This window comes from Shimia thalassica (assembly GCF_001458215.1).
GTDB classification, from domain to species: Bacteria; Pseudomonadota; Alphaproteobacteria; order Rhodobacterales; family Rhodobacteraceae; genus Shimia; species Shimia thalassica.
Window position 1 is genome coordinate 1,276,919 of the sequence record NZ_CYTW01000001.1, and the last position, 23,298, is coordinate 1,300,216.

22 protein-coding genes and 1 riboswitch are annotated in these 23,298 nt (G+C 56.1%); of the genes, 14 read left to right on the forward strand and 8 right to left on the reverse strand.

What is annotated here, in order from left to right; all coding sequences use genetic code 11:
* Positions 1-97 precede the first annotated feature (97 nt).
* Both PH7735_RS05905 and PH7735_RS05910 read left to right on the forward strand, forming a co-directional pair.
* Complete coding sequence (locus PH7735_RS05905) at positions 98-730, forward strand: sigma-70 family RNA polymerase sigma factor (RefSeq protein ID WP_058311163.1); 633 nt, start codon at positions 98-100, stop codon at positions 728-730.
* Positions 727-1,362, forward strand: coding sequence for a ChrR family anti-sigma-E factor (locus PH7735_RS05910; RefSeq protein ID WP_058310358.1), 636 nt, complete (start codon positions 727-729; stop codon positions 1,360-1,362). The genes PH7735_RS05905 and PH7735_RS05910 overlap by 4 nt, the downstream gene beginning before the upstream one ends.
* Here PH7735_RS05910 and PH7735_RS05915 read toward each other — a convergent pair.
* The gene (locus PH7735_RS05915) at positions 1,359-2,249 is read right to left on the reverse strand and encodes a LysR family transcriptional regulator (protein WP_058310359.1); all 891 of its coding nucleotides are present in this window, start codon (positions 2,247-2,249) and stop codon (positions 1,359-1,361) included. The two genes, PH7735_RS05910 and PH7735_RS05915, sit on opposite strands and share 4 nt — an antisense overlap.
* 111 nt (positions 2,250-2,360) lie before the next feature.
* On the opposite strand from PH7735_RS05915, the gene PH7735_RS05920 reads away from it, so the two are divergent.
* Positions 2,361-3,326: an NAD(P)-dependent oxidoreductase gene (locus PH7735_RS05920; protein WP_058310360.1), complete on the forward strand. Its 966-nt coding sequence runs from the start codon at positions 2,361-2,363 to the stop codon at positions 3,324-3,326.
* Here the strand turns inward: PH7735_RS05920 and PH7735_RS05925 are convergent.
* Positions 3,296-4,213 carry a LysR family transcriptional regulator gene (locus PH7735_RS05925; protein WP_058310361.1) on the reverse strand — a complete coding sequence of 306 codons (918 nt, stop codon included), beginning with the start codon at positions 4,211-4,213 and terminating at the stop codon, positions 3,296-3,298. The genes PH7735_RS05920 and PH7735_RS05925 overlap by 31 nt on opposite strands.
* 96 nt (positions 4,214-4,309) lie before the next feature.
* Here PH7735_RS05925 and tmpA point away from each other — a divergent pair, with 96 nt between their 5' ends.
* Together tmpA and tmpB are read left to right on the forward strand one after the other, a co-directional pair.
* The gene (tmpA, locus tag PH7735_RS05930) at positions 4,310-5,458 is read left to right on the forward strand and encodes a 2-trimethylaminoethylphosphonate dioxygenase (protein WP_058310362.1); all 1,149 of its coding nucleotides are present in this window, start codon (positions 4,310-4,312) and stop codon (positions 5,456-5,458) included.
* On the forward strand, positions 5,455-6,051 hold the full coding sequence (gene tmpB / locus PH7735_RS05935) for a (R)-1-hydroxy-2-trimethylaminoethylphosphonate oxygenase (RefSeq protein WP_058310363.1): 597 nt from the start codon (positions 5,455-5,457) through the stop codon (positions 6,049-6,051). The genes tmpA and tmpB overlap by 4 nt, the downstream gene beginning before the upstream one ends.
* A 3-nt stretch (positions 6,052-6,054) precedes the next feature.
* Here tmpB and PH7735_RS05940 read toward each other — a convergent pair whose 3' ends face one another.
* Together PH7735_RS05940 and PH7735_RS05945 are read right to left on the reverse strand one after the other, a co-directional pair.
* On the reverse strand, positions 6,055-6,618 hold the full coding sequence (locus tag PH7735_RS05940; protein WP_058310364.1) for a DUF4202 domain-containing protein: 564 nt from the start codon (positions 6,616-6,618) through the stop codon (positions 6,055-6,057).
* 114 nt (positions 6,619-6,732) lie between these two features.
* Positions 6,733-9,066 (reverse strand): Tex family protein, encoded by a 2,334-nt coding sequence (locus PH7735_RS05945; RefSeq protein WP_145865269.1) that lies wholly within the window; start codon positions 9,064-9,066, stop codon positions 6,733-6,735.
* A 181-nt stretch (positions 9,067-9,247) separates the two neighbouring features.
* Here PH7735_RS05945 and PH7735_RS05950 point away from each other — a divergent pair, with 181 nt between their 5' ends.
* Both PH7735_RS05950 and PH7735_RS05955 read left to right on the forward strand, forming a co-directional pair.
* Complete coding sequence (locus PH7735_RS05950; RefSeq protein ID WP_058310366.1) at positions 9,248-9,724, forward strand: MarR family winged helix-turn-helix transcriptional regulator; 477 nt, start codon at positions 9,248-9,250, stop codon at positions 9,722-9,724.
* Positions 9,721-10,614 (forward strand): alpha/beta hydrolase family protein, encoded by an 894-nt coding sequence (locus PH7735_RS05955; RefSeq protein WP_058310367.1) that lies wholly within the window; start codon positions 9,721-9,723, stop codon positions 10,612-10,614. The genes PH7735_RS05950 and PH7735_RS05955 overlap by 4 nt, the downstream gene beginning before the upstream one ends.
* 76 nt (positions 10,615-10,690) lie before the next feature.
* Here the strand turns inward: PH7735_RS05955 and PH7735_RS05960 are convergent, their stop codons facing one another.
* A complete protein-coding gene (locus PH7735_RS05960; protein WP_058310368.1) occupies positions 10,691-11,335 on the reverse strand; it encodes a helix-turn-helix domain-containing protein in 645 nt (214 codons plus the stop codon).
* Between PH7735_RS05960 and modA the strand changes: the two genes are divergently transcribed.
* The 6 genes from modA to PH7735_RS05990 all read left to right on the forward strand — a co-directional run bounded on the left by modA (position 11,277) and on the right by PH7735_RS05990 (position 18,895).
* Positions 11,277-12,383 (forward strand): molybdate ABC transporter substrate-binding protein, encoded by a 1,107-nt coding sequence (gene modA / locus PH7735_RS05965; protein WP_233488269.1) that lies wholly within the window; start codon positions 11,277-11,279, stop codon positions 12,381-12,383. The genes PH7735_RS05960 and modA overlap by 59 nt on opposite strands.
* Positions 12,376-13,071 (forward strand): molybdate ABC transporter permease subunit, encoded by a 696-nt coding sequence (modB, locus tag PH7735_RS05970; RefSeq protein WP_058311165.1) that lies wholly within the window; start codon positions 12,376-12,378, stop codon positions 13,069-13,071. The genes modA and modB overlap by 8 nt, the downstream gene beginning before the upstream one ends.
* A complete protein-coding gene (modC, locus tag PH7735_RS05975) occupies positions 13,068-14,159 on the forward strand; it encodes a molybdenum ABC transporter ATP-binding protein (RefSeq protein WP_058310369.1) in 1,092 nt (363 codons plus the stop codon). Before modB ends, modC begins: the two co-directional genes overlap by 4 nt.
* A gap of 138 nt (positions 14,160-14,297) precedes the next feature.
* Positions 14,298-14,792, forward strand: coding sequence for a MarR family winged helix-turn-helix transcriptional regulator (locus tag PH7735_RS05980; protein ID WP_099274701.1), 495 nt, complete (start codon positions 14,298-14,300; stop codon positions 14,790-14,792).
* Positions 14,779-15,819, forward strand: a complete 1,041-nt coding sequence (locus PH7735_RS05985) for an efflux RND transporter periplasmic adaptor subunit (RefSeq protein ID WP_306341224.1) — start codon at positions 14,779-14,781, stop codon at positions 15,817-15,819. The genes PH7735_RS05980 and PH7735_RS05985 overlap by 14 nt, the downstream gene beginning before the upstream one ends.
* 10 nt (positions 15,820-15,829) lie before the next feature.
* Positions 15,830-18,895 (forward strand): efflux RND transporter permease subunit, encoded by a 3,066-nt coding sequence (locus PH7735_RS05990; protein WP_058310371.1) that lies wholly within the window; start codon positions 15,830-15,832, stop codon positions 18,893-18,895.
* Positions 18,896-19,000: 105 nt separating this feature from the next.
* On the opposite strand, the gene PH7735_RS05995 is transcribed toward PH7735_RS05990, so the two are convergent.
* On the reverse strand, positions 19,001-19,303 hold the full coding sequence (locus tag PH7735_RS05995; RefSeq protein ID WP_058310372.1) for a hypothetical protein: 303 nt from the start codon (positions 19,301-19,303) through the stop codon (positions 19,001-19,003).
* A 100-nt stretch (positions 19,304-19,403) separates the two neighbouring features.
* Positions 19,404-19,607, reverse strand: a riboswitch (cobalamin riboswitch).
* Between the two features lie 224 nt (positions 19,608-19,831).
* On the opposite strand from PH7735_RS05995, the gene PH7735_RS06005 reads away from it, so the two are divergent.
* Positions 19,832-21,808, forward strand: a complete 1,977-nt coding sequence (locus PH7735_RS06005) for a sensor histidine kinase (RefSeq protein ID WP_233488270.1) — start codon at positions 19,832-19,834, stop codon at positions 21,806-21,808.
* A gap of 3 nt (positions 21,809-21,811) precedes the next feature.
* Here the strand turns inward: PH7735_RS06005 and PH7735_RS06010 are convergent, their stop codons facing one another.
* Positions 21,812-23,161, reverse strand: a complete 1,350-nt coding sequence (locus tag PH7735_RS06010; RefSeq protein WP_058310374.1) for a sigma-54-dependent transcriptional regulator — start codon at positions 23,159-23,161, stop codon at positions 21,812-21,814.
* Complete coding sequence (locus PH7735_RS21140; RefSeq protein WP_267885800.1) at positions 23,161-23,295, reverse strand: hypothetical protein; 135 nt, start codon at positions 23,293-23,295, stop codon at positions 23,161-23,163. The genes PH7735_RS06010 and PH7735_RS21140 overlap by 1 nt, the downstream gene beginning before the upstream one ends.
* Positions 23,296-23,298 lie beyond the last annotated feature (3 nt).

Consider the following 23,298-nt stretch of genomic DNA (forward strand, 5'->3'; position numbering starts at 1 on the left):
GAATAATTTCGCAATTATTTTTTCGGCTGTTTTGATTGCCATGAAAAAAGCCGAAGATTTTTGTGATCCAATGTGTGCTGGCCTGCGTAAAAGAAGCATGTTGACCACAACGACACACCCAACTGAGGCGCGAACCGTGCCCGCCGCGCGACGCAGCCCGCTTAAGCCAGAGACGGGTCTGGACGCAGTGTCCGAGCAGACGCTCTGGCTCATGGCCGTGCGCGATAGGCAGGACCGTCAGGCATTTGTAAACCTGTTTGACTATTTTGCGCCGCGTCTGAAGGGCATGTTCATCAAATCCGGCCTGTCGGCGGCACGTGCGGAAGATATCATTCAAGACACCATGCTGAATGTCTGGCGCAAGGCGCATCTATTTGATCCGCACCGTGCCCAAGCGACGTCATGGATCTATCGCATCGCGCGCAACCGGCACATTGATGTGTTGCGCCGTGAAAACAGACCCCTTCCCGAAGAGTTGAAGATAGAAGATCAGCCTGCCGAGGATGCCAGCCAGATTGTTGCGCTGGAAATGGAAACAGAAAAACTGCGCAGCGCCTTGATGCGTCTGCGTCCGGAACAAAGAGAATTGGTCGAAAAGGCCTACCTTGGGGAACTTAGCCACAGCGATATTCAAGCTGAGACAGGTTTGCCACTCGGGACAATCAAATCACGTATTCGGTTGGGGATGGAACGTCTCCGCCATGAAATGAAAGCCAACACCGCATCATGACTTCAATTCGTCATCATATCCCCGAAGACATTCTCGCGTCTTATGTGTCAGGGTCCCTGAGCTATGCGTTTTCTCTGATCGTGGCCAGTCACATATCCCTGTGCAAAGACTGTCGCGCCCGTCTTGAAACGCACGAAGCCGTTGGCGGAGGCCTTCTTGAGGCGACCAAGCCGGCGCCTGTGTCTGCCGATCTTCTGGACAATGTGCTCGGCGCTTTGGATGCACCGTTCGAGGCACCCCGAACCTTTGCGCGTCAGGGACCATTGCCGGGACCCGTTGTCGAAGCCCTCGGAGGCAAGCCACCGGTCTGGCGCAGTCTTGGCATGGGGATTGGTCAATGCGTGTTGCAACGCAGCAAAAACCAATCCGTGCGGCTTTTGTCGATCCCCCCGGGACAGGCTGTGCCCGACCACGGTCACCGTGGTCTGGAACTCACGCTTGTTTTAAAAGGTGCCTTTTCGGACGAGACGGGTCATTTTGGTGTGGGCGATCTTGAGGTCGCGGACGAGCATCTCGAGCACACTCCCATGGCTCTGGAAGGTGAAACCTGTATTTGTCTTGCTGCAACGGATGCAAGGCTGAAGTTTAACGCCTTTGTTCCGCGTATGTTGCAACCGGTTTTGGGAATTTAACCATCCACCGCGTCATTGCCAAAGATCTCTTCGAGCCACGCTTCGAAAACTTCTTTGGCTTTGGCGCTGCTGGGTTTGCCTGGATGCCCCAGAATATAGTGGGCTTGATCCAGGGGCACCGCGTCGCCCACGATCTCAATCGGTTGCCCATCTTTGATGGCGCGCCTTGCAAACCGTTCAAGGATCACGGCATGGCCGCCCCCACCCGCGACGATACCAACGGCGGCCACGGTTGTGTCTACAGCATAGGCCAAAGCCGCGGGGGCAGCCGTTTTTCCAAAGGCGCCAAGATAGCTGCCCCACATGTCCTCGTACCCCAGAATTTGGATGAGCGGCCCGTTGTGCAACGTTTGTGCGCTTAGGTCTACGGGTTGCCGGGACGAGGCAATCGGCACCATGGCCTCTTGGGAAATACGGCGCGAGGCGCTGTTTTGCCAATGGCCTTTGCCCAGCCGCAATTCCACATCGACATCATCCTGACCTGCGGATTCCGCCCAGATATTTGATACCAACCGGATGGAAATGCCGGGATGCCGCGCCTTGAATTCCGGAAGCCGTTGCACCAGCCAGAGCGCCGCCGTCGAGATCGGAACACGCACCGTCAACCCTTGGGTTGCACCCGCTCCGAACAGGCTGTTTGTCGAAAGAGCGATGTCCGCAAGCGCACGCCGCAATGTCATGGAATAGGCCTGTCCCATTTCTGTTAATGTCAGCTTGCGTGCGGCACGCGTGAACAACTGGCACCTCAAATCCGCCTCGAGCGAGCGGATATGCAGACTCACAGCGGTTTGCGTGATGCCCAGCTCATCCGCCGCGGCAGTGAAGTTGAGATGTCGAGCCGCAGCATCAAAGGATCGTATCCAGACCAGATTGGGAAGTTTTTCCACAGTAGCACCAAAATTATTTGGGTATGACGGTCAATATTACTCGTTTTACTTTTGGCTGCCAACATTTCCTAATTCGCGCATGAAAAGGATGCCAATTTCAGGAGAACAGGCATGAAAGTAGGCTTTATCGGATTGGGCAATGTCGGCGGCAAACTGTCGGGATCGCTTTTGCGGAACGGGATTGACCTCACGGTTCACGATCTGAATGCAGATCTTGTTGCGGCATGTGTCGAAAAAGGCGCCAAGGCCGCCGAAGGACCGGCTCAGCTGATGCGGGATTGCGATGCCGTAATCACCTGTCTGCCATCCCCTGCGGCGTCGGACGCCGTGATGCAGGAGATGATCGGCGAAGTGACAGAAGGCAAAATCTGGATGGAGATGTCGACGACCGACGAGGCCGAGGTTAAACGGCTTGGGGCGATGGTCATCGAAAAGGGGGGGGCGGCCGTTGATTGTCCGGTATCGGGCGGGTGTCACCGCGCGGATACGGGCAACATCTCGATCTTTGCGGGGTGTGATCGCGCCACGTTCGCGCGGATTTTGCCCTTCTTGACCACAATGGGCCGTCGTGTCCTGCACACGGGCGAGTTGGGGTCGGCATCCGTACTCAAGGTGCTGACCAACTATCTGGCGACAGCCAACCTGATCACCTGTAGCGAGGCGCTTGTGGTGGCCAAAGCTGCGGGTATGGACCTCAACACGGCCTATGAGGCGATGAAGATCAGTTCTGGCACGTCTTTTGTGCATGAAACCGAAAGTCAGGTGATTTTGAACGGATCGCGCGACATCTCTTTCACGATGGATTTGGTCCTGAAGGACATCGGGCTGTTTCAAGAGGTCGCCGATCGCGCAGGCGTTCCTTTGGAAATCAACCCGTTGATGATCGAAATCTTCAAAGACGGGATCGAAAAATATGGTCCTCGAGAGCTGTCACCCAACATCATCAAACGTCTGGAGGACAAAACCGGTCTCGACATCACTGCGCCGGGGTTTCCTGCCGAAATGGTGGACGATGAGCCCGAAGAGCCAGGTTATGAGGTGCATCCTCAGGGCAAAGGGGCTGTTGCTGCAGAATGATCCGCATCTGATACGGGCTGGCTCAGCGCATCGCGCAGGGCCAGTACCAGCGCCCGTGATTTCTTGGATGTCAGTTTGTCTTCTGGCCACGTCAGCCAATAGCCGTCTTTCGTCGCAAGCGCTGGTAGATCCAGTTTGACCAACTGACCACTGTTCAGCATGGGCGCGGCAAGCGCCTGCGATCCAAGGACAAGCCCCAAGCCATTTGCAGCCGCAACAAGCGCATGCTCCATCGAGTCAACGCTGATGGAGGCGGCCCTTGGAGCAGGCATATCGTTCTTGCGACCCCATCTGCGCCATCCCGGGCGCTCTCCTCGCAGTTCAATCAAAGCCATGTCTTGCCAGCGCATATGCATGAGGCTCGGGCTTGTCATTAGACAGAGCGTTTCGGTGCAGATCAGCGCCATTTCACGCCCCGCCCATTTTCCAGGGCCATAACGCAGATGCAGCCATGTTTTTTCATCGTCAAAGTTGCTGCGTTGTGGCACCGAATCCGTTGTGAACCGAACGTCCGGATGTTTGTGTTGCAACTCTGACAAACAGGGCATGACCAAGGTTGTCAGATGCGAAGACAAAGCCGCAATTCGAAGTTCGCGGGGCGCTTTGCCAAACAGATCTTCCGTACCCCGTTCAAGGGCTTCCAAAGATTCCTGTACGATTGGTAAATAGCTTTCACCGGCATAGGTCAGGGTGACACCGCGGGCTGAGCGTACGAACAACTCTCGTGCCAGCCAGGTTTCCAGACTTCGAATGCGTTGGCTCACGGCGGCCTGCGTTAGTCCAAATTCTCGCGCGGCCGCGCTAAACCCGCCCAATCGGGCGGCGGCTTCGAAGATACGAAGCCAATCCAGCGGCGGCAGGCCTTTGTTACGAAGATTGTCAGACATAAGAAATTCTAAGCCTAAGGTGTCATTTGTATCATCTGGTTTTATGCAGCCCCTTTCGTCATGCTTCAAGCCAATGATATTTGCGGAGACAGTCAGATGCGTGACACAGCTGATTTGGAAAACAACGGAACGGTTCTCAGGATCGCATTGCCGGATGGGGGATCAGCGCGGTTTCATGCGATCTGGTTGCGCGATAATGCGCTGGATCCCGAAACACGCGATCCCGGCAATGGGCAACGGCTGGTGACCTTGGCGGATATTCCGGCCAACACGACAATGTCAGACGCGACCACAGTGGGCGAGGGGGTGTCAGTCACCTTTCAACCCGAAAGAAAGACGGTTGTGTATCCTGTCGACTGGTTGGCCCGCCACGCCTATGACCGTGATCTCGCCACGCGGCAACAGGGATGGGTTCGAGACGGGGTGAGCGTCTGGGATGCCTCCAATGGGCAGATCACCCGACAGCCTTTGCATGATTTGCAGAACGATCCGGGGGCTTTGGCGGGGTGGCTTGCAGCGGCGTCTGAGTTCGGGTTCGCCATTGCCACCGAAGGACCGGTGGCCAGCGGCGCTCTGTTGGATGTTGTGAAACTGTTCGGTTTCGTGCGGGAAACAAACTATGGCACATGGTTTGAAGTGCGCACCGAGGTAAATCCTACCAATTTGGCCTATACGGGGTTGGGATTGCAGGGACATACGGACAACCCGTACCGCGATCCCGTGCCGACGCTGCAATTGCTCTATTGTCTGGAAAACTCTGCAGAAGGTGGCGACTCGATCCTTGTCGACGGCTTCCGCGTGGCCCAAGCGCTGCGCGATGAAAACCCTGATGGTTTTGCGTTGCTAACGCAGTATTGCGCACGATTTGAATATGCAGGATCTGAAGGCGTCTGCTTGCGCGCCCGCAAACCCATGATCGAGCTGACCCCAGACGGGGAACTTGTTGCGATCCGGTTTAACAATCGATCCTCTGCCCCCATTGTGGATGTTCCGTTTGACAAAATGGAAGCCTATTATGCGGCCTACCGACGGTTTGGAGAGTTGGTGGATGATGCGTCGATGGAGGTCGCCTTCAAAATGGTCCCCGGAGAATGCGTACTGTTTGACAACACGCGTTTGCTGCATGCACGCCACGGGTATTCGGGGGAAGGGTCCCGATGGCTTCAGGGGTGTTATGCGGACAAAGACGGCCTGTTATCGACACTTGCCGCTGCAACATATCAAAGCAAAGGAGCCGCAGAATGAGCGCGCCTGATCCATCATCACTTGATGCCAGCAATATCGTCGCCTTTCTCGATGATATTTTTACCCGCCGCGGCGGCGAAGAATATCTGGGCGAGCCGGTCACAATGGCCGAACACATGCTGCAAGGCGCGACAATCGCGGAACAGAACGGGCAGCCTGACGAGATTATCGTCGGCGCTTTGCTGCATGATATCGGGCATTTCACCAGCGAATTCGGCACCTTCACCATGGATGATACCGAAGACCGGTTTCACGAAGATGCAGGGGCCGAGGTTCTGGACCGGTTTTTCCCGCCGGTCATCACGGAATGTGTTCGCCAGCATGTCGCGGCCAAGCGGTTTTTATGCGCCACCAAACCAGAGTATTTGAAACGGCTGTCAGATGCGTCTGTTCATTCGCTGAACCTTCAGGGCGGCCCCATGTCGCCTCAAGAAGTTGCCGAATTTGAGCAGAACCCTTTTCTGAAAGAAATCATTCAGGTGCGGTATCTGGACGAGGCAGGCAAACGCGACGACATGGAAACACCGCCGTTTTCGCATTTTGCCCCACGTGTTCAAAAGCTGGTGGATGCCCATATGGGCAGCGCCAGCTAGAGGTTAGGCGCGAAAGGCCTCGGCAAGGTTTTCGGGAAGATCAAATTCGCTCAGAACCCGTTCACGCGCCTCGGCTGACATCTTGCGCGCGGTCTTGGTCACAATATCGAGCACTTTTTCAGGCGTGTGCTTTGCGGCGAAAGGCGCAAAGTACCACGTGATAAACGTGAAACAAATCACATCTTCAAGGGCTTGGACCTTGTCATCGCGTTTGATGCCTTGCTTGCGCAGCATGCGACCGGCCTGTTCGATGTCCGCGGTTTCATAGCCTGCTTCAGCCATGATCTCTGCCAAGCGGTTGGCATGGTGGTCCGCCAGATCACGCCGCCAGGACAGGTATCCAATGCGCCCTTCGGGATAGTCTTTGCGCAAGAGAACCCAACGCTCGATGTGTTGAGCACGCGCGGTGAGTTTCAAGACGTCCGAGGCATCCGGAAACAAGCGGTCACATTGTTCACTCATGCGTTGCCCGTAAAGCAAGGCTTCGGGATGGTCTTCGTCAAGGCGTGGATCGGCGGAGTTCGCAGCATCAATAGCTGCAACAGCACTGTTGTAACGGTCAGACATAATAAGTCTCTTGCTTTCCTGTTCGCGTTAAAAGCAGGGCCATTGTCAGCCAGCCTGCGTTGTTTTTCAACGCAAGAGGCCACATTGCGACGACACGTCCGACGCGAAAGAGGGTCAGGTCTTGCGACGCATTGCATCCAGAAGGGCTGCACCCAGCGCACCATTGTCGGCTTGTGCGGGCTTTTGCGAGGCCTGTTTGGCAGGGGGACCGGACCGTCTGGCAGGCGCTTTTCCCCGATTTTGACGTTCGGGTTTTGGCGAAGCGGATTTTGCGCCCGCGCCGCCATCTTTGCGCATGCTCAGACCAATACGTTTGCGCGGGATGTCGACTTCTGTAACCCGCACTTTGACAACATCACCCGCCTTGACCACTTCATGCGGGTCGCTGACATATTTGTCGGCAAGTTGGCTGATATGGACAAGCCCGTCCTGATGTACGCCGACATCAACAAAGGCCCCAAAGGCCGCAACGTTTGTCACCGTGCCTTCCAGCAACATACCGGATTTCAGATCCGAAATTTGCTCGACACCATCTGTGAAACTGGCAGTCTTAAAACTTGGGCGCGGGTCACGGCCGGGCTTTTCCAGCTCTGAAAGAATATCGCGCACGGTGGGCAAACCAAAGCTGTCGTCGACAAAGTCTTCGGCACGCAGACGTTTGAGCGCGCCTTCATCGCCCATAATATCACGCAGATCACGGCCACATGCGTCGACGATGCGACGTGCAACGCCGTACGCTTCGGGGTGGACAGAAGATGCATCAAGCGCCTCTTCCCCATCGCGAATGCGCAGGAAGCCCGCGCATTGCTCAAACGCTTTTGGCCCAAGGCCTGACACTTTGAGCAGGGACTTGCGAGACCCGAATGCCCCGTGGATATCGCGGTGGGTGACAATCGCCTGTGCCAGCGACGGGCCAAGCCCCGCGACATGCGACAGCAAAGGCGCAGAGGCCATATTGAGATCAACCCCGACGGCGTTCACGGCATCTTCGACGACTGCTTCCAACGTCTGCGAGAGGCGGCGCTGATCCACATCATGCTGGTATTGTCCAACGCCAATGGATTTCGGTTCGATTTTCACAAGTTCTGCAAGAGGATCCTGAAGGCGGCGGGCGATCGAGACAGCACCGCGCAACGACACGTCGAGGTCGGGGAACTCTGCCGCGGCCAGTTCCGACGCCGAATAGACAGATGCGCCGGCTTCCGAAACGATCACCTTTGTGGGGCGTTTGATGGCTGCAGGCAGCAACTTGAGAATGTCACCCACCATACGTTCGGTTTCACGGCTGGCGGTGCCGTTTCCAATCGCAATCAGATCGACATCGTGTTTTTTCATCAGCGCGATAAGGGTCGCTTCGGCACCGCGCAGGTCATTCTTTGGCTGAAACGGATAAATCGTGGCGGTGTCGACGACCTTGCCTGTCGCTTCTACCACGGCGACCTTCACGCCGGTCCGGATGCCGGGGTCAAGTCCAATGGTCGCCTTGTTGCCTGCCGGTGCGGCCAAAAGCAGGTCTTTGAGATTGCGTGAAAAGACGGAAATCGCTTCTTCGTGGGCGCGTCGGCGCAGCTCGGTCATCAGATCAAGATACATGCTGAGGCTCAGCTTGACCCGCCACGTCCAAGAGGCCGCCTTGCGCAGCCATTGATCGCCGGGGGCGTCGCCCTGAATGCCAATCACAAGCGCGATCATGCCTTCGGCGCGGGCAACGCCTGTTTCCGGATCCGGGGCAATATCAATCGAAACGATTTCTTCCTTGGATGCGCGCAAAATGGCCAAGGCGCGGTGCGAGGGGATTGTGGCCCATTTTTCGCGGTGGTCGAAATAGTCAGAGAATTTGCTGCCAACCTGTTCCTTGTCCGGAAGAACCCGAGACCCGATAAAGGCCTCTTTGCGCATGAAGTCGCGCAAATTACCAAGCAAGGTCGCATTTTCACTCAGCTCTTCAACAAGGATATCACGTGCGCCATTCAGCGCATCCTTGGATGTGGCGACCGCCTCGGTGACATAGGTTTCAGCAAGGGTTTCAGGGGCCGTATTCCGATTGTCCAGAATGGCCCGAAGCAGCGGTTCCAACCCGTTTTCACGGGCAATCATCGCCTTGGTGCGCCGCTTGGGCTTATAGGGCAGATAGATGTCTTCCAGTGTTGATTTCGTGTCGGCGGCCGTGATGGCGCGGGCAAGAGCATCCGTCATCTTGCCCTGATCCTTGATCGACTGGGTGATCGCTTCGCGGCGCGTTTCCAGTTCGCGCAGATAGGACAGCCGGTCTGCCAATGTGCGCAATTGGGTATCGTCCAGCCCGCCCGTGGCTTCTTTGCGGTACCGCGCCACAAAAGGCACTGTGGCGCCACCATCCAGCAACGTAACGGCAGACGAAACCTGCGTTGGTGCAGCCGAAATTTCAGAGGCGATGATACGGGCGATACGGGCAGAGGTGTCGGTCAAGGCGCGGTCCTTTGATGTGCGGACTATCTTGATAGCGAGCCGTAGCATTGAGGCCAAGAGGGTGTTTTGCTTTTAACGGCCGGAAGCGCCAGGAGGCTGACGCCAAGTCAGGGTTGTAAGGTGACGTGTTTCCGAATTAGTACGTAAGCGAACAGTACGCAAGCGAACCAATGGGGCGGAAATGAAGACACAACCAAAAGTCTTTCTGCATTTGAGCAGGGCGCACAGCGCATTGTTTCGGGCCGCTGACAGGCGGTCCAAAACCGATATCGGGCTGTCCACCAGCCAGCAGGCCGTCCTGTTCACCTTGGCGCGTCAGGACGGCATGTCCCAAAGGGAAATCGGCGCATTGCTTTCACTTGGTAAGTCCGGATTATCCGGAATGGTCGACCGTCTGGTTGCCAAAGGGTTGATCCGGAAAGAAGCCACTGAGGAAGATGCGCGCGTAACACGTGTGTTTCTCGAGCCTTCCGGTCTTGAACTGGTCCGACGCAGCCAATCTGTGGTCAAGCGGTTCAATGAGGCCCTTCTGGCGCCCTTTGATGAAGCGGAACAAGACGTCATTGCGAGGTTCCTGCACCACATCACAGAAAACGCAGAGCAGATCATCAATCCCGAAGGTGCCAAGAACACATCCGGAAAAGGATCATTGGAATGAATGCCCTTGCAAGCGACTTGGCCGTGATCGTCAAAGAAAACCAGCGTATCGAAACCTCTGATGGGGTTACGCTTGCCGGTGATCTCTTTGTCGGGCGCGATCCCCGGATTGCGGTCATGATCTCGGCAGGCACCGGGTTTCCGCGTAGCTTTTACCGTTCCTTTGCCGAATGGCTTGCCGGGCAGGGGGCGATCGTTCTGACCTATGACTATCGCGGGATTGCCGACTCGCGTCAGGGCAGCCTTTCAGGATCCGAAATCGAATATTGGGATTGGGGGCGATTGGATCAGACGGCCGTTCTTGATCATCTGGCAGAGGCCGCTCCGGGATTGCCATTGACGCATGTCGCGCACAGTGTCGGAGGGCACTTTCTGGGCCTGATGCCAAACCAGGATCGCATCGTGCGACATGCTTTTGTTGCGATTGGCAGCGGGTATTGGGGGGCGCATCCCCCGAAACGCTGGCCGCTCGAGTGGTATTTCTGGTGGGGCATGGGGGGGTATTCCCTTGCACGCTGGGGGTATATCCGCTCGGCAGGTGGCTGGACGGGGGAACCTTTGCCGCCGCGTGTCTTTCGCACATGGCGCCGCTGGGCGCACCGCAAAGACTATTTCTTGGGTGATCTGGACGGGGATTTGCGGCCACACCATTACGAAGAGGTCACGTCTTCGATCCGGTCCTGGCTGTTTACAGACGACGGGATCGCGACACCAAAAGCAGCCGAGTTTATTCGCAAGCTTTACGCGAATGCCGATTATAGTGAAGTTCTGCGTTCACCCGAGGACGTTGGCGTCAAACGTATCGACCACGAAGCGGCGTTTCGCATCGGTCGCGAGGCGCTGTGGCAAGAGTGGTGGCAGTGGTTGAGCCAAGCGCAGGAACCAGCATAAAGGGCGCGTCCCCTTCTACGGCTTTCGACTGCGCGTGCCTGCTTGGGCAACCATCTTTTCGTCAGAGGTAGTGGGGTTAGCTAGCTACGGCTGTGCTATCTTGTGAGCCGTCAAACAGATCTTGGGTCAGTTTGGAGACCGGCGCAGATACGATCCCGGCAAAGGCATCCGCAACATTGTCGGGCGCCCAAGGCGCGTTCCAGTAAGGATCGTAGTTGTCACCATGTTGCAACGCCTGTTCGCGCGCAGAACCGGACATAAGCAGGAACTTCATGGCAAGCCTGATCCGTTGTTCCAGAATTTCCGAGGGCATTTCCGGCGCAAGGCGGCGGATGTGATCCAGACATCTCTCAAGTCCCGGCCGGTTTTCCAGAGCATCCATCATCATGTCGCGATGGCTGAGCATGGCCATGTGCAGGAACCGAAGAGAGTGCGTGCAGGTCGTGATGTCATCCGAAATCTCGGAGAGGGGACGCACAAGGATACTGGCAACTTCGCGGACATCCTTGGGGCCTGATTGCGCCTCGAGTTCATCAAGACGCGCCGCATGGTCCGCATCCAGAATTTTTCCCACATCCAACATGATTTCGCGAATAAGATCATCGCGCGACGAAAAGTGATAGTTGATCGATCCCGCATTTCGTTGACCGGATGCTTTGTTGATGTCCCGCACGGACACAGCTTCAAGCCCGCGTTGTGCAAAAAGCTTCATCGCGGCCATTTTGATTTTCTGGCGGGTCACTTCCCCTTTGGAGGGCGAGCAATCTAGTCGGATCAAAGTTGGTACCTGCATTTCATTTCGGAATTTCAAGAACTCTAGAACAGGTTTTTACAAAAAAGAAGGTTTTCCCGAGGTATCGCCACGTAAATCTACTTTTTTGCCTGTAGGTAAACACTGGTCGAGGCGTCAAAAGTGGAATTATCGCTTGCATGGTTGCGAATGGCGCGGATACTTCCGAGCGAACATGTCAATGATAGCACACCTCTTCCGCTTTTACCTAACCAAAGCTCAAGTCGCATTGGTTATATTTCTGTTATGTTTGGGAAATATTGCAAATGCTGCATCGCTCACAGTGTTTGCCGCGGCGAGTTTGAAAGAGGCGTTGGAAGACGTCGCCGGTAGATATCAGGCCCAGAGCGGCACCAAAGTGGTGCTGTCATTTGCGGGATCTTCCATACTGGCGCGACAAATTGAACTGGGTGCGCCAGCCGACATATTTTTTTCCGCAAATGTGGCATGGATGGATGTTTTGGGGCAAAAACAGCTTCTCGTCGCGGAGGGGCCTGTAAGCCTGCTGTCCAACCGCTTGGTGCTGGTGTCCAATCGTGATGCGGCTGCGGTTGATCTGACTTCCGAAACTGACTTGGTCGGACTGCTGGAAGGGGGGCGTCTGGCAATGGCCTTGGTCGATGCGGTGCCCGCCGGCATCTATGGCAAGGCGGCATTGCAGTCATTGAAGCTGTGGCAGGATGTGGCGCCTTATGTTGCCCAGACCGACAACGTGAGGGCGGCTCTTGCGCTGGTGACGCGCGGAGAAGTCCCGTTGGGCATCGTTTATGCCACCGATGTGGTGGATGGCATGGATGTGTCTATCGTCGCGACCTTCCCGCCCGAAACGCACCCCGAGATCGTTTATCCCGTTGCAGCAATCGCCGAAGGCAACGTTGCCGAAGCGCGCGCCTTTTTATCCTTTCTTCAGACCGACGATGCCCAAGACGTTTTCAGAGCCCATGGTTTTCAAGTGATTGAAAGGGCTGATGATGGCTGATTGGCTGGGCCCGAATGAATGGCAGGCGGTGTTTCTGTCGCTCAAGGTGGCCATATGGGCCACGATCTGGACTCTGCCGCTGGGTATTTTTACGGCTTTTGCTTTGGCGCGCTGGAACTTTCCGGGCAAACAGTTGCTGAACGGGTTGGTGCATCTTCCCTTGATCCTGCCGCCTGTCGTGACGGGGTATCTGTTGTTGATGACCTTTGGAACGCGCGGGGCGGTGGGCGCGATGCTCGAAGAGATCGGGATTGTCTTTGCCTTCCGCTGGACCGGCGCGGCATTGGCTGCAGGTATCATGGCGTTCCCGTTGATGGTGCGTGCCATTCGTCTTTCGATTGAAGCTGTTGATCCAAAACTGGAACAGGCCGCCGCGACACTCGGGGCCTCTAAGATCTGGGTCTTTTTGACAGTGACGCTGCCTTTGATCCTGCCGGGTGTTCTGGCGGGTACGATATTGGCCTTTGCCAAGGCGATGGGAGAATTTGGCGCCACCATCACCTTTGCGTCCAATATTCCGGGGCAGACGCAAACCTTGCCGTCTGCGATCTATGCTTTCCTGCAAGTGCCCGGTGGTGAGAGTTCTGCGCTGAAGCTGGTGATCGTCTCCGTCGTCATTGCAATGACTGCCCTGTTGGCGTCTGAAGTCATTGCGCAAAGGATGGCCAAAAGGGTGTCTGGCACATGACTCTTTCGGTTTCGATAAAGCACCAGCTTGACGGCTTTGAACTTGATGTTGCCTTTGATGCGCCTGCTGGGCTGACAGCGCTGTTTGGCCATTCGGGATCGGGAAAGACAAGCGTCATCAATGGCGTGGCCGGGTTGCTGAAACCGGACGCGGGAAAGATCAGTGTTGACGATGACGTCTTGTTCGACAGCGGGGCAGGTCGCTGGGTGCCGCCGCACAAACGCCGAATTGGATATATCTTTCAAGAGGCCCGCCTGTTTCCCCATTTGAACGTTCTGAAAAACCTTGTGTTCGGACAGCGGTTTGCTGGCAAGGCTGAACCAAAGGCAGATTTTGACCGTGTGGTTGGTATGCTCGGGCTTGAGGGTATGCTGACGCGCCGCGTGCATCACCTGTCAGGCGGTGAAAAACAGCGTGTTGCGATCGGGCGGGCTCTTTTGGCGAGACCACGCTTGATTTTGGCCGATGAACCCTTGGCCGCATTGGATGATGCCCGCAAGGATGAAATCCTTCCGTATTTCGAACGGCTTCGAGATGAAATGGCGGTTCCGATCCTCTATGTCAGCCATTCTTTGGCAGAAGTTGCGCGGCTGGCGACCACGGTTGTGGTTCTGGACAAGGGGCACGTCAGCCATCAAGGCGACACCGCAGCCCTGTTTAGCGATCCAAGCTTTCGACCTGCTGGTGTGCGTTGGGTGGGGGCCTTGCTTGAGGCCAAAGTGCGCAAACATCATACGGATGGGTTGACCGAACTATCCGCAGGTCAAGAGGCGTTGTTTCTGCCCCGCGTCTCTGCAGATGAGGGAAGCCTGTTGCGCGTCCGTATTTCTGCTCAGGATGTGATCCTGTCCAAGGATCGCCCGACGGGATTGTCGGCGTTGAATATCCTGCCTGGCGTTGTTGAAAACCTTCAGGCAGGGGACGGGCCGGGCGCCATTGCCTCGGTGCGAACCTCGGCGGGACTGGTGCTCGCACGTATCACGCGCCGCTCGGTTCAGGCATTGGGAATCAGTGTCGGAACACCATGTTATGTGGTGGTTAAAACCGTCTCAATCGCGCGCGATGACATCGGTGGAACCCTTCGCTAACGCAGGCTGTGCGCGGAATTCAGACAGGTGTAATGCATTATTTTAAAATGTTTTCAGGCGATTAGCAGATAATTCAATTCGGTGTTGAAAGCTTCATTTTCTGAAGTATATTTCCTGCAAACGTCACGGGTTTAAAACATGACTTCAAAATTTTCCGAAGTATCTGACTTTTTGGGCGAGAATTATCCGCCCGAAATCCGGTCTATGATGGGCATCCACGTCATGTTCTGGCGGCTGGAAGAGTTGATGGAAACCTTGAGTGAGGGCATGCCGCTCACCAAACAGGAACGTCATATGCTCGTGCGTTTGGACGAACCCAAACGCATGGGGGTTCTGGCCCAGCAAATGGCAGCACTTCCTTCAACCGTAACGGCCGTGGCCGATGCATTGGAAGAGCGCGGTCTGGTGCTGCGTGAACGGGACCCGACAGACCGGCGGGCGTGGTGCGTGACACTGACCAAGACCGGTGACCGCGTGCGTACCGATTTACTGGAAGAGGCAGGGACCGCTTTTGCCGAGCTGTCTGGCCTGACCAAAACTGAAATAGAACGCTTTGCCGAATTGGTTTCAAAAGCGAGCATCAAAATCCTGGAACATGGAATACCGGAGGGTATGAAAAGTGCAGATTGTTAAACTAGTAAGCCTGATCACAATGGTCGCCGCTGCAACGCCTGTGTTGGCAGCAGACCCCTTGAAGCCGGTAAAGCTCATGTCGGTATCGACCCAGCCCGTGACGATGGAGCGCCAGTTTATTGGCCGCGTCGCCGCAAAACAGTCAGTTGATCTCGCGTTTCAGGTCGGGGGGCAGATCCTCGAATTTCCAATCATCGAAGGCAACATGCTGGGCCAAGGAGAGCTGATCGCCAAGCTGGATCAGGAAACCTTCGAGATCCAGTTGGAACAGGCCCGTTTGCAGCAGGAACAGGCCGAGCGTACGCTTGAGCGCATGTCGAAACTGTCCGGCAATACGGTCAGTGAAGCCGCCGTGGATGATGCCGAAACGCAGGTGGGTCTTACAGGGGCCGCGGTGCGCAACGCAGAATGGTCTCTTGAACATGCGACCTTGCTGGCCCCGTTTGACGGGTTGGTTTCAAGCCGGAATGTCGAAGTGTTTTCGACCGTGTCTGCGGGAACACCGGTTGTCCGCATCCATGATATGTCTGAATTGCATATCGAGGTCGACGTGCCGGAAGTTCTGTTCCAACGGTCCGGTGAAAACCGCGACAATGAAATTCGCGCACGCTTTCCGATCTCGGATCAAGAGTTTCCGCTCCAGATCCGTGAATTCGACGCCGAAACATCAACAGTGGGGCAAACTTTCCGCGCCACATTTGGCATGGCACCGCCCGAGGGCATGATGGTGCTGCCCGGATCTTCGGTCACGGTAGTGATCCGCGCCACACTTCCCGAGGACGGGATGACTGTGCCGACAACGGCGCTGGTCATGAGCGATCAGGGAGAACCGGGCGTGATGCGGTTTGACAAAACCAATGAAACCGATGGCATGGTCGTGTGGACGCCGGTCAAGATTTCCCCGACCCAATCAGGGGATGCGCGCGTGACAGAGGGCCTTGAAGACGGTGACGAGATCGTCGTCGTTGGCGGAAGCGCTCTGGAAAACGGCCAGATGGTGCGCCGGTTTTCCGGATTTGCGAACTGAGGGCTGAGACATGAACATCGCCCGCAACTCAATTGAAAAGCCACTCTATACGTGGTTGATTATCGTTGTTTTCCTGTTCGGCGGGATATGGGGGTTCTTCTCCCTTGGCCGTTTGGAAGACCCTGCTTTTACCATCAAACAGGCCGTCATTATCACCACCTATTCCGGCGCAACGGCCGAACAGGTGGCCAATGAGGTCTCCGAACCTCTGGAATCCGCCATCCAGAAGATGGGAGAGGTCGACTATATCACGTCAACCAACCGTCCCGGTTACAGCCGGATCGATGTTCACATCGAGTCGACCTATGACGGGGATGAATTGACGGCCATCTGGACCGATCTGAGGGCGCGTATACGTGATGCGTCACGGTCATTGCCGTCCGGCGTGTCGCAACCCTATGTGAATGACACATTCGGCGATGTGTTCGGGATTTTCTTTGCCGTTACCGCCCAAGGGTATTCCGACGCTGAAAAGCATGATTTGGCAACGTTTCTAAGGCGCGAGTTGCTGACCGTGGACGGTGTCGCGGATGTCGAAGTGGCCGGCCTGCCGGAAGAGGCCATCTTTGTCGAGCCCGACATGACGTTGTCTGTGAACACCGGTATTCCTATCGATGCGATTGTGAATGCCATCTCGACCGCCGACTCTGTTGCGCCAGCGGGGGCCGTCGACAACGGCGTGACCAAAACCCAGATTTTGACACCCGACGGGTCGGATTCCGTATCGGCCATTGCCGGTTTGTCCGTGGGTGTCGGGGGCTCGGTGCTGAACCTCTTTGATATCGCGGATGTCTATCGGGGGCGTCAGGATGATCCGGACCTAATCGTCCGCTTCAACGGCACCGAAGCCTTCACGCTTGGCGTGGCGGGGCTTGCAGATGAAAACATCGTCGAAGTCGGCAAACGCGTGGATGCCAAGCTGGCCGAGCTGGACAGCAATATTCCCTACGGTGTCGAACTTTTGCCGATCTATCAGCAACACGTTGTTGTCGAGAAAGCTTCGAACGATTTCCTTGTGAACCTTGCGATGTCGGTGGCCATTGTTGTGGTTGTTCTGGCCGTCTTTATGGGGTGGCGGGCCGCTGTTGTGGTGGGGGTGACCCTGTTGCTGACGGTTGTGGGCACCTTGTTGTTCATGAACCTCTGGTCGATCGAGATGGAGCGTATTTCTCTTGGGGCATTGATCATCGCAATGGGGATGTTGGTGGACAACGCAATCGTTGTGGCCGAAGGGATGCAAATCTCGATGTTGCACGGGCGCACCTCGCGCGAGGCCGCAGATGATGCCGCTGCCAAAACCCAGATACCGCTTCTTGGGGCGACCGTGATCGGGATCATGGCCTTTGCAGGTATCGGGCTTTCGCCGGATGCGACGGGCGAATTTCTATTCTCGCTTTTTGCTGTGATCGCGATCTCGTTGCTGCTGAGCTGGTTGCTTGCGCTGACGGTGACGCCGTTGCTTGGTCACTATCTGTTCAAACAGGGCAAAGAAGGCGGAGAAGACGCCTATGGTGGCTTGTTCTTCCGCCTTTACGGAAGCAGCCTGCGTCTGGCGCTCAAGTTTCGCTGGTTTGTGATCGTGGGACTTGTCGCGGTGACAGCGGTTTGTTTCGCGGGTTTTGCGCAGGTCAAACAACAGTTCTTCCCGGATTCGAACACGCCGTTGTTCTTCGTCCACTACAAGTTGCCACAAGGGACATCCATCTCAACCACGTCCAAGCATATGGCCGAGATGGAAAAATGGCTGGCCGAGCGCGAAGAAGTGGTGTCTGTCGCAACCTTTGTCGGGCAGGGGGCTACACGCTTCATGCTGACTTACAATTCGGAACCCATCAATCCAAGCTATGGGCATCTGATCGTGCGCACGCATGACCTGAGCGAAATTCCTGAGTTGCAAAAAGATCTTGAGGACTTTGGCAACAGTGCCTTCCCCGAAGGCGAATTCCGCACCAAACGCTTGGTCTTCGGGCCGGGTGGGAACGACCCTATTCAGGTTCGTGTCTCTGGCAGCGATCCGGTTGTTTTGCGTGAACTGGCCTCGGAAGTGGCGTCTTTGCTGGGAGCAAACTCTGACAATTTGCATGGCATTCGCACCGATTGGCGCGAGCAGGAAGTGATGATCCGACCCATTTACGCAACCGAGCGTGCACAGAACGCGGGCGTCAATCGTGACGACATTGCAGATATGTTGCTGTTCTCGCTGGACGGGTTTACCGGGGGCGTGTTCCGTGAACGCGAACGGTTGATCCCGATCATCGTCAGACGCGAAGCCGAGTCTGAATACAACCTCATGGATCAGGTGGTCTATTCCTCTACTGCGAACCAGGCCTTGCCTGTCGAACAGATGGTGGATGGGTTTGCGTATGAGGTGCAGAATACCTTGCTGCAACGACGTGACCGCGTTCTGACCATCACTGTCGGGGCCGACATTTCCCGCGATGTGACCGCGGCGTCAGTTCAGGCCGAGATTCAGGAGGCTGTCGAAGCGATGGAGCTGCCTCCGGGTTACAAAATCACTTGGGGTGGCGAAAAAGAAAGCTCGGCCGAAGCGCAGGCCGCGCTTGGCTCGCAGCTTCCGTTGAGTGCGCTGATCATGGTCTTGATCTCGATCCTGTTGTTCAACGCCATTCGCCAACCGATCATCATTTGGTTGCTGGTGCCCATGTCGGTAAACGGCGTCGTGATTGGTTTGCTGGGCACAGGACTGCCGTTCAGCTTTACCGCCTTGCTGGGTCTGCTCAGCCTGTCGGGGATGCTGATCAAAAACGGGATCGTGCTTGTGGAAGAGATTGACCATGTGCGCGGGACGGGTCTGCCGCTTCGTGAAAGCATCATCAAGGCAAGCGTCTCGCGTTTGCGCCCCGTGATGCTGGCTGCGGTGACCACCATTCTTGGAATGGCGCCGCTTCTTAGCGATGCCTTCTTTGTGTCGATGTCGGTCACCATCATGGGCGGGTTGGCCTTTGCAACGGTCCTGACGCTGATCGCTGCGCCCGTGTTCTATCTGGTCTTTTTCCGAGCTGACGAAAAACGCGAACAAGCAGTCGCGGCCAAAGGCGCGCCTGTTCCGGCGTAAAATCAAAACAAGCGGCCCACAGGATGGTGGGCCGCTTGTCAAACCTGTTTGGTTTCGCGATTGGCAGAACCTCAAAACCCCGCCAAATCTGTATCCCTAGAAAACCTAAAGCGCGTCACGCCTGCGCTTTGCTCCGCCTTTGCGACGGGGCTTGGGCAGGCTCAGGTCAAGCGGGACCAATGGCCGGCGCAGTGATTTCCGGATCAGATCACAAAAAACCGCCACCGCGGGGTCCGTATCAACAAAATCCATTGCCACCAAATAGGCTTTGACGGCTTCAGCCTCATAGCTGGTGTGGCCCGGAAGCCATCCCAACCATTGGATATATCCCATCCGGCCCAGTTCTTGGGCTCGTTCGGTTGTGGTTGCTTCGACCTGTAACTGGGTCAGAGTTCTTTCTACTAGCATCGCGCCCTCCGCGCTTTGGGAAGGGGGCAGAAAAGGCGATCAAGAAAGAGGGTACAACAGACCCCGTTGATACGCGCCTTTCCGGAGCACCCCGCCCGGGTTACGTTCATATGCGATGGCAGGTCTCCTGACTTGCGGGTCACAGCTTGCCGTCCCTTCCCGGCCAATTGGCCAGTGGTGTTGACGGGTCGCTCGCCGCTTACAGTTGCGGGGGCAGTCGCGGCATTGGATCAAAAGATCCGCACCGTGTTCCCAATTATGCGAAGATTTTGAGGTCTCCAGCACCATCACCCCTAGATATGCCCAAGACCTGTGATGTGGCAACAGAAATTTTTACGGTGTTTCGAGGGTGCGCAAAAAGCGGTGTGTTGCCGCCTATGAGCGGGATTTCACCGTTTGTGGATGCGATGGATGTCGCCGGATCATCAACGGGCCCCTCCCGCCGGTGTGACGATGCTTGCCCTTGGTTGACAATGGGTGACACAATGCCCGTGATGCACCAGGGGCCCACCGGTTAAGGACAAGAAAATGATGGGAAAATTGCTTGGATCGGTACGCCTGCGTCTTTTGGTGCTGGCCTTGCTGCCCTTGATTGTCCTGATGCCTTTGTTGCTTTTGATGGCGATGACGCGATGGACGTCGGATTATGACAAGGTGCTGATCGCAAACGTCGAAAGCGATTTGCGCATTGCAGAGCAGTATCTGGGCCAGATCATTCTAGCGACAGGTACCAATGTGCGCAGTTTAGCAGGATCGGTACAGTTTGAAGAGGTCATTGCGGGAAACGAAACCGAATTTCAGCATTTTCTGGCACAGGCGCAGTGGGATCTCAGCCTCGACTTTTTGTATTTTCTGCCGCTCGAAGACGCCGCCTCGGCCGGAGAAGACTGGCCCGTTATCGGGCGCGCGGCCCGTGGCGAACTGGCCACCAATATCGACATCTTTTCCGGAGAGGACCTGCGCAAGATTTCAGTGGACCTGCTGAAACAGGCACGGCTGCCGTTGATTGATACCGAAGCCGCGGTGCCCACAACCCGCAAGGTCGAAGATCGGGGCATGGTGGTGCACACGGCCAGCCCGGTTCGGATTTCCGGTCATGAAGGCGTTTTGATTGGGGGTATTCTTCTTAATCGCAACTTGCAGTTTATCGATACCATTAACGCGCTTGTGTACCGCGACGATGGCACGGGCGAAGCCCGACAGGGGACGGCCACCCTGTTTCTGGATGACGTGCGCATTTCCACCAATGTTCGCCTGTTCGAAGACGTGCGTGCGCTGGGCACACGAGTATCTGCGGCGGTGCGCTCCAATGTTCTTGGCAAAGGCCAAACATGGCTGAACCGCGCCTTCGTGGTGAACGATTGGTATATTTCGGGATATTTACCGCTGACCGACAGCTTCGGTGAACGGGTCGGGATGCTGTATGTCGGCTTTCTGGAAGCCCCTTTTGCGACCGCCAAACGCTCGGCCTATTGGACGGTGCTCGGGGCGTTTATCGCAGTTCTGACGCTATCTGTGCCGGTGTTCCTTTTGTTGGCCAAGGGCATTTTTTCGCCTCTGGAACGCATGACCCAGACGATGAAGAAGGTGGAGGCCGGTGATCTGAACGCCCGCAACGGGGACGTAGGTACGGGCGATGAAATCGGTCAGGTGGCCGCGCACCTTGATACACTTCTCAACCAGATTCAGGAGCGCGATCAGGCGTTGCGATCCTGGGCGGATGAGTTGAACGACCGTGTTGAGCGGCGCACGGGTGAATTGCGTGATGCAAACATCAAGCTTGAAGAAACCTTCAAACAGCTGGTGATGTCGGAAAAGCTGGCATCAATTGGCGAAATCACGGCTGGCGTCGCCCATGAGATCAATAATCCCGTGGCGGTCATTCAGGGCAACGTCGACGTCATGCGCCAGACACTGCCACTGGATGTGGCGCGAGAGGTCGAAACCGAGATGGATCTGATCGACCAACAAGTACAGCGGATTGACGTGATCGTTGGCAAGCTGCTTCAGTTTGCGCGCCCCAGCGAATTTGGCTCACAAGAAGAAAGCGTCGATCTGTCGGTTTTGATCCGCGATTGTCTGGTGCTGGTCGATCACGTTCTTTCCAAGCAGGACATTACCGTTCAATTGCAGATCGACACGGCCCCCTTGGTCTGTGTGGCACCGGGGGAAATGCAGCAGGTGATCATCAACCTTATCATCAATGCCACGCAAGCGATGGAGGGACGGGGCACTTTGATGTTGTATCTAGATACAGAAACACGCGGTGACAAAATCGGGGCACGTCTGCGTGTGGCCGACACTGGCCCGGGTCTTCCCGGAAATGATATGCGGTCGGTCTTTGACCCGTTTTACACCACGAAACTGGGTGAAGGCACCGGTTTGGGATTGTCGATCAGCCAGACCCTTGTTCAGCGCGCCAAAGGGTTGATCTCGGTGGAAAACCGCCCCGAAGGAGGGGCAGAGTTCACGGTCTGGCTGCCGCCTTGCGAAAGCGCACTCTAGGGCCTAAAGGCCCCAGCCTGCACATTTCCGGTCGATGGTCTTGCGGGACACACCCAACCGGCGCGCCGCTTCTGCGCGGTTGCCGTCGCAGGTGTCCAGCACATGCATGATGTGGCGCTGGGTCACCAGATCAAGGGTTTCAATCGCGCGCACTCCGCTGATGTTGCCGCTTCCGGAAAACTCTTCCGGAAACTCTCCAAGGATCACCGAGCGTTCGATCAGGTTGCGCAGTTCGCGCACATTTCCGGGCCAGTCATAGCGACAAAACTTGAGCAACGTCTCTTCGTTGAGGTCCAGAGCCGGCATGCCAAGCGAGACCGAGAATTGTTCCATAAACAGAGCCGCCAGTTCGACGATGTCTTCTGAGCGGTCGCTGAGGTTCGGCATGTCCAGCTGAAACACATTGATGCGGTGATACAGATCTGCCCGAAAACGGCCTTCCTGAACGGCCTGTTCAAGATTGGCATTGGTGGCAAACAGAAACCGCAGGTTCAAAGGGATTTCGCGTTCGGCGCCTACGGGGCGAATGCGTTTTTCCTCGAGCACACGAAGCAGAGCGGCCTGAACCTGATCCGGCATCTGGGCAACTTCATCAAGAAACAAAGTGCCGCCGTCCGCATGCAGAAACAGCCCGTCCTTGCGAATGTTCTGGTCGTCGATCAAACCAAACAACTCTTGCCCGACGCGGTCAGGCGCCACAGCGGCGCAGTTTACCGCGACAAAGGGTTGCTCGGCGCGATCCGACATTGAATGCAGCGTGCGTGCGGCGATCTCTTTGCCAGTGCCACTTGCGCCAGTAAACAGAACGGGCGTGGGCAAGGGCGCAAGACGATGCAGTATCTCGCGTGTTTTCTCGATGGCAACCGATTTCCCCAAAAGGCGCCCGCGCATAGCGCTGCCTTCGGCAGACAGCTCGTGCTTCAACAGATAGTTTTCACGCCGCAGGTATTTACGATCCAGTGCGCGCGCCACAGCGTTTAAAATCTGGTTCGCCCGAAAGGGTTTCAGCACAAAGTCGGCAACACCGGTTCGAAGCGCAGTGATTGCGGTTTCCAGATCAGCATAAGCCGTGATCAGAATGGTATCGGCAAAAAAACCGACCTTGCCCTGTTCCCGCAACCATTCAAGACCTGTGCGGCCGGGCATGATGTTGTCCAGAATCACAAGGTCAAAATGGGCCTGATCCAGAATGCGGGTGGCCTCGTCGGGGGATGCGGCCTGTTCCACACGTTTGCATCGCGGGGTCAGGATTTTTGTCAGAAAATTACGCATACCGGGTTCGTCATCGATCACGAGTATCGACGCACCAGCAAGGTTTTCCCCGTATTCGTCTTTGGCTGCGGCCTGCATCATCACTTCATAGTGTCCAGTCGTACATCTGCGCCGCTATACCGGTCCTGAGACGAAAATCCAATTTGGTCGAGCACCAGATTGGCGCCGATTGCGATGATAACGATGGCGGCAAATCCTGCCAGCATGGCTTGCATGTC

What these genes read in the sequence shown, in the direction of transcription:
- tmpA (WP_058310362.1), top strand. Translation starts at nt 4,310, where the DNA reads ATGCGTGACACAGCTGATTTGGAAAACAACGGAACGGTTCTCAGGATC.
- PH7735_RS05960 (WP_058310368.1), bottom strand. Translation starts at nt 11,335, where the DNA reads ATGGCCGCGATGAAGCTTTTTGCACAACGCGGGCTTGAAGCTGTGTCC.
- PH7735_RS05950 (WP_058310366.1), top strand. Translation starts at nt 9,248, where the DNA reads ATGAAGACACAACCAAAAGTCTTTCTGCATTTGAGCAGGGCGCACAGC.
- PH7735_RS05920 (WP_058310360.1), top strand. Translation starts at nt 2,361, where the DNA reads ATGAAAGTAGGCTTTATCGGATTGGGCAATGTCGGCGGCAAACTGTCG.
- PH7735_RS05940 (WP_058310364.1), bottom strand. Translation starts at nt 6,618, where the DNA reads ATGTCTGACCGTTACAACAGTGCTGTTGCAGCTATTGATGCTGCGAAC.
- tmpB (WP_058310363.1), top strand. Translation starts at nt 5,455, where the DNA reads ATGAGCGCGCCTGATCCATCATCACTTGATGCCAGCAATATCGTCGCC.
- PH7735_RS05955 (WP_058310367.1), top strand. Translation starts at nt 9,721, where the DNA reads ATGAATGCCCTTGCAAGCGACTTGGCCGTGATCGTCAAAGAAAACCAG.
- PH7735_RS05990 (WP_058310371.1), top strand. Translation starts at nt 15,830, where the DNA reads ATGAACATCGCCCGCAACTCAATTGAAAAGCCACTCTATACGTGGTTG.
- modB (WP_058311165.1), top strand. Translation starts at nt 12,376, where the DNA reads ATGGCTGATTGGCTGGGCCCGAATGAATGGCAGGCGGTGTTTCTGTCG.
- PH7735_RS06010 (WP_058310374.1), bottom strand. Translation starts at nt 23,161, where the DNA reads ATGATGCAGGCCGCAGCCAAAGACGAATACGGGGAAAACCTTGCTGGT.
- modA (WP_233488269.1), top strand. Translation starts at nt 11,277, where the DNA reads ATGTCCCGCACGGACACAGCTTCAAGCCCGCGTTGTGCAAAAAGCTTC.
- PH7735_RS05995 (WP_058310372.1), bottom strand. Translation starts at nt 19,303, where the DNA reads ATGCTAGTAGAAAGAACTCTGACCCAGTTACAGGTCGAAGCAACCACA.
- PH7735_RS05980 (WP_099274701.1), top strand. Translation starts at nt 14,298, where the DNA reads ATGACTTCAAAATTTTCCGAAGTATCTGACTTTTTGGGCGAGAATTAT.
- PH7735_RS05925 (WP_058310361.1), bottom strand. Translation starts at nt 4,213, where the DNA reads ATGTCTGACAATCTTCGTAACAAAGGCCTGCCGCCGCTGGATTGGCTT.
- PH7735_RS06005 (WP_233488270.1), top strand. Translation starts at nt 19,832, where the DNA reads ATGATGGGAAAATTGCTTGGATCGGTACGCCTGCGTCTTTTGGTGCTG.
- PH7735_RS05910 (WP_058310358.1), top strand. Translation starts at nt 727, where the DNA reads ATGACTTCAATTCGTCATCATATCCCCGAAGACATTCTCGCGTCTTAT.
- modC (WP_058310369.1), top strand. Translation starts at nt 13,068, where the DNA reads ATGACTCTTTCGGTTTCGATAAAGCACCAGCTTGACGGCTTTGAACTT.
- PH7735_RS05905 (WP_058311163.1), top strand. Translation starts at nt 98, where the DNA reads ATGTTGACCACAACGACACACCCAACTGAGGCGCGAACCGTGCCCGCC.
- PH7735_RS21140 (WP_267885800.1), bottom strand. Translation starts at nt 23,295, where the DNA reads ATGCAAGCCATGCTGGCAGGATTTGCCGCCATCGTTATCATCGCAATC.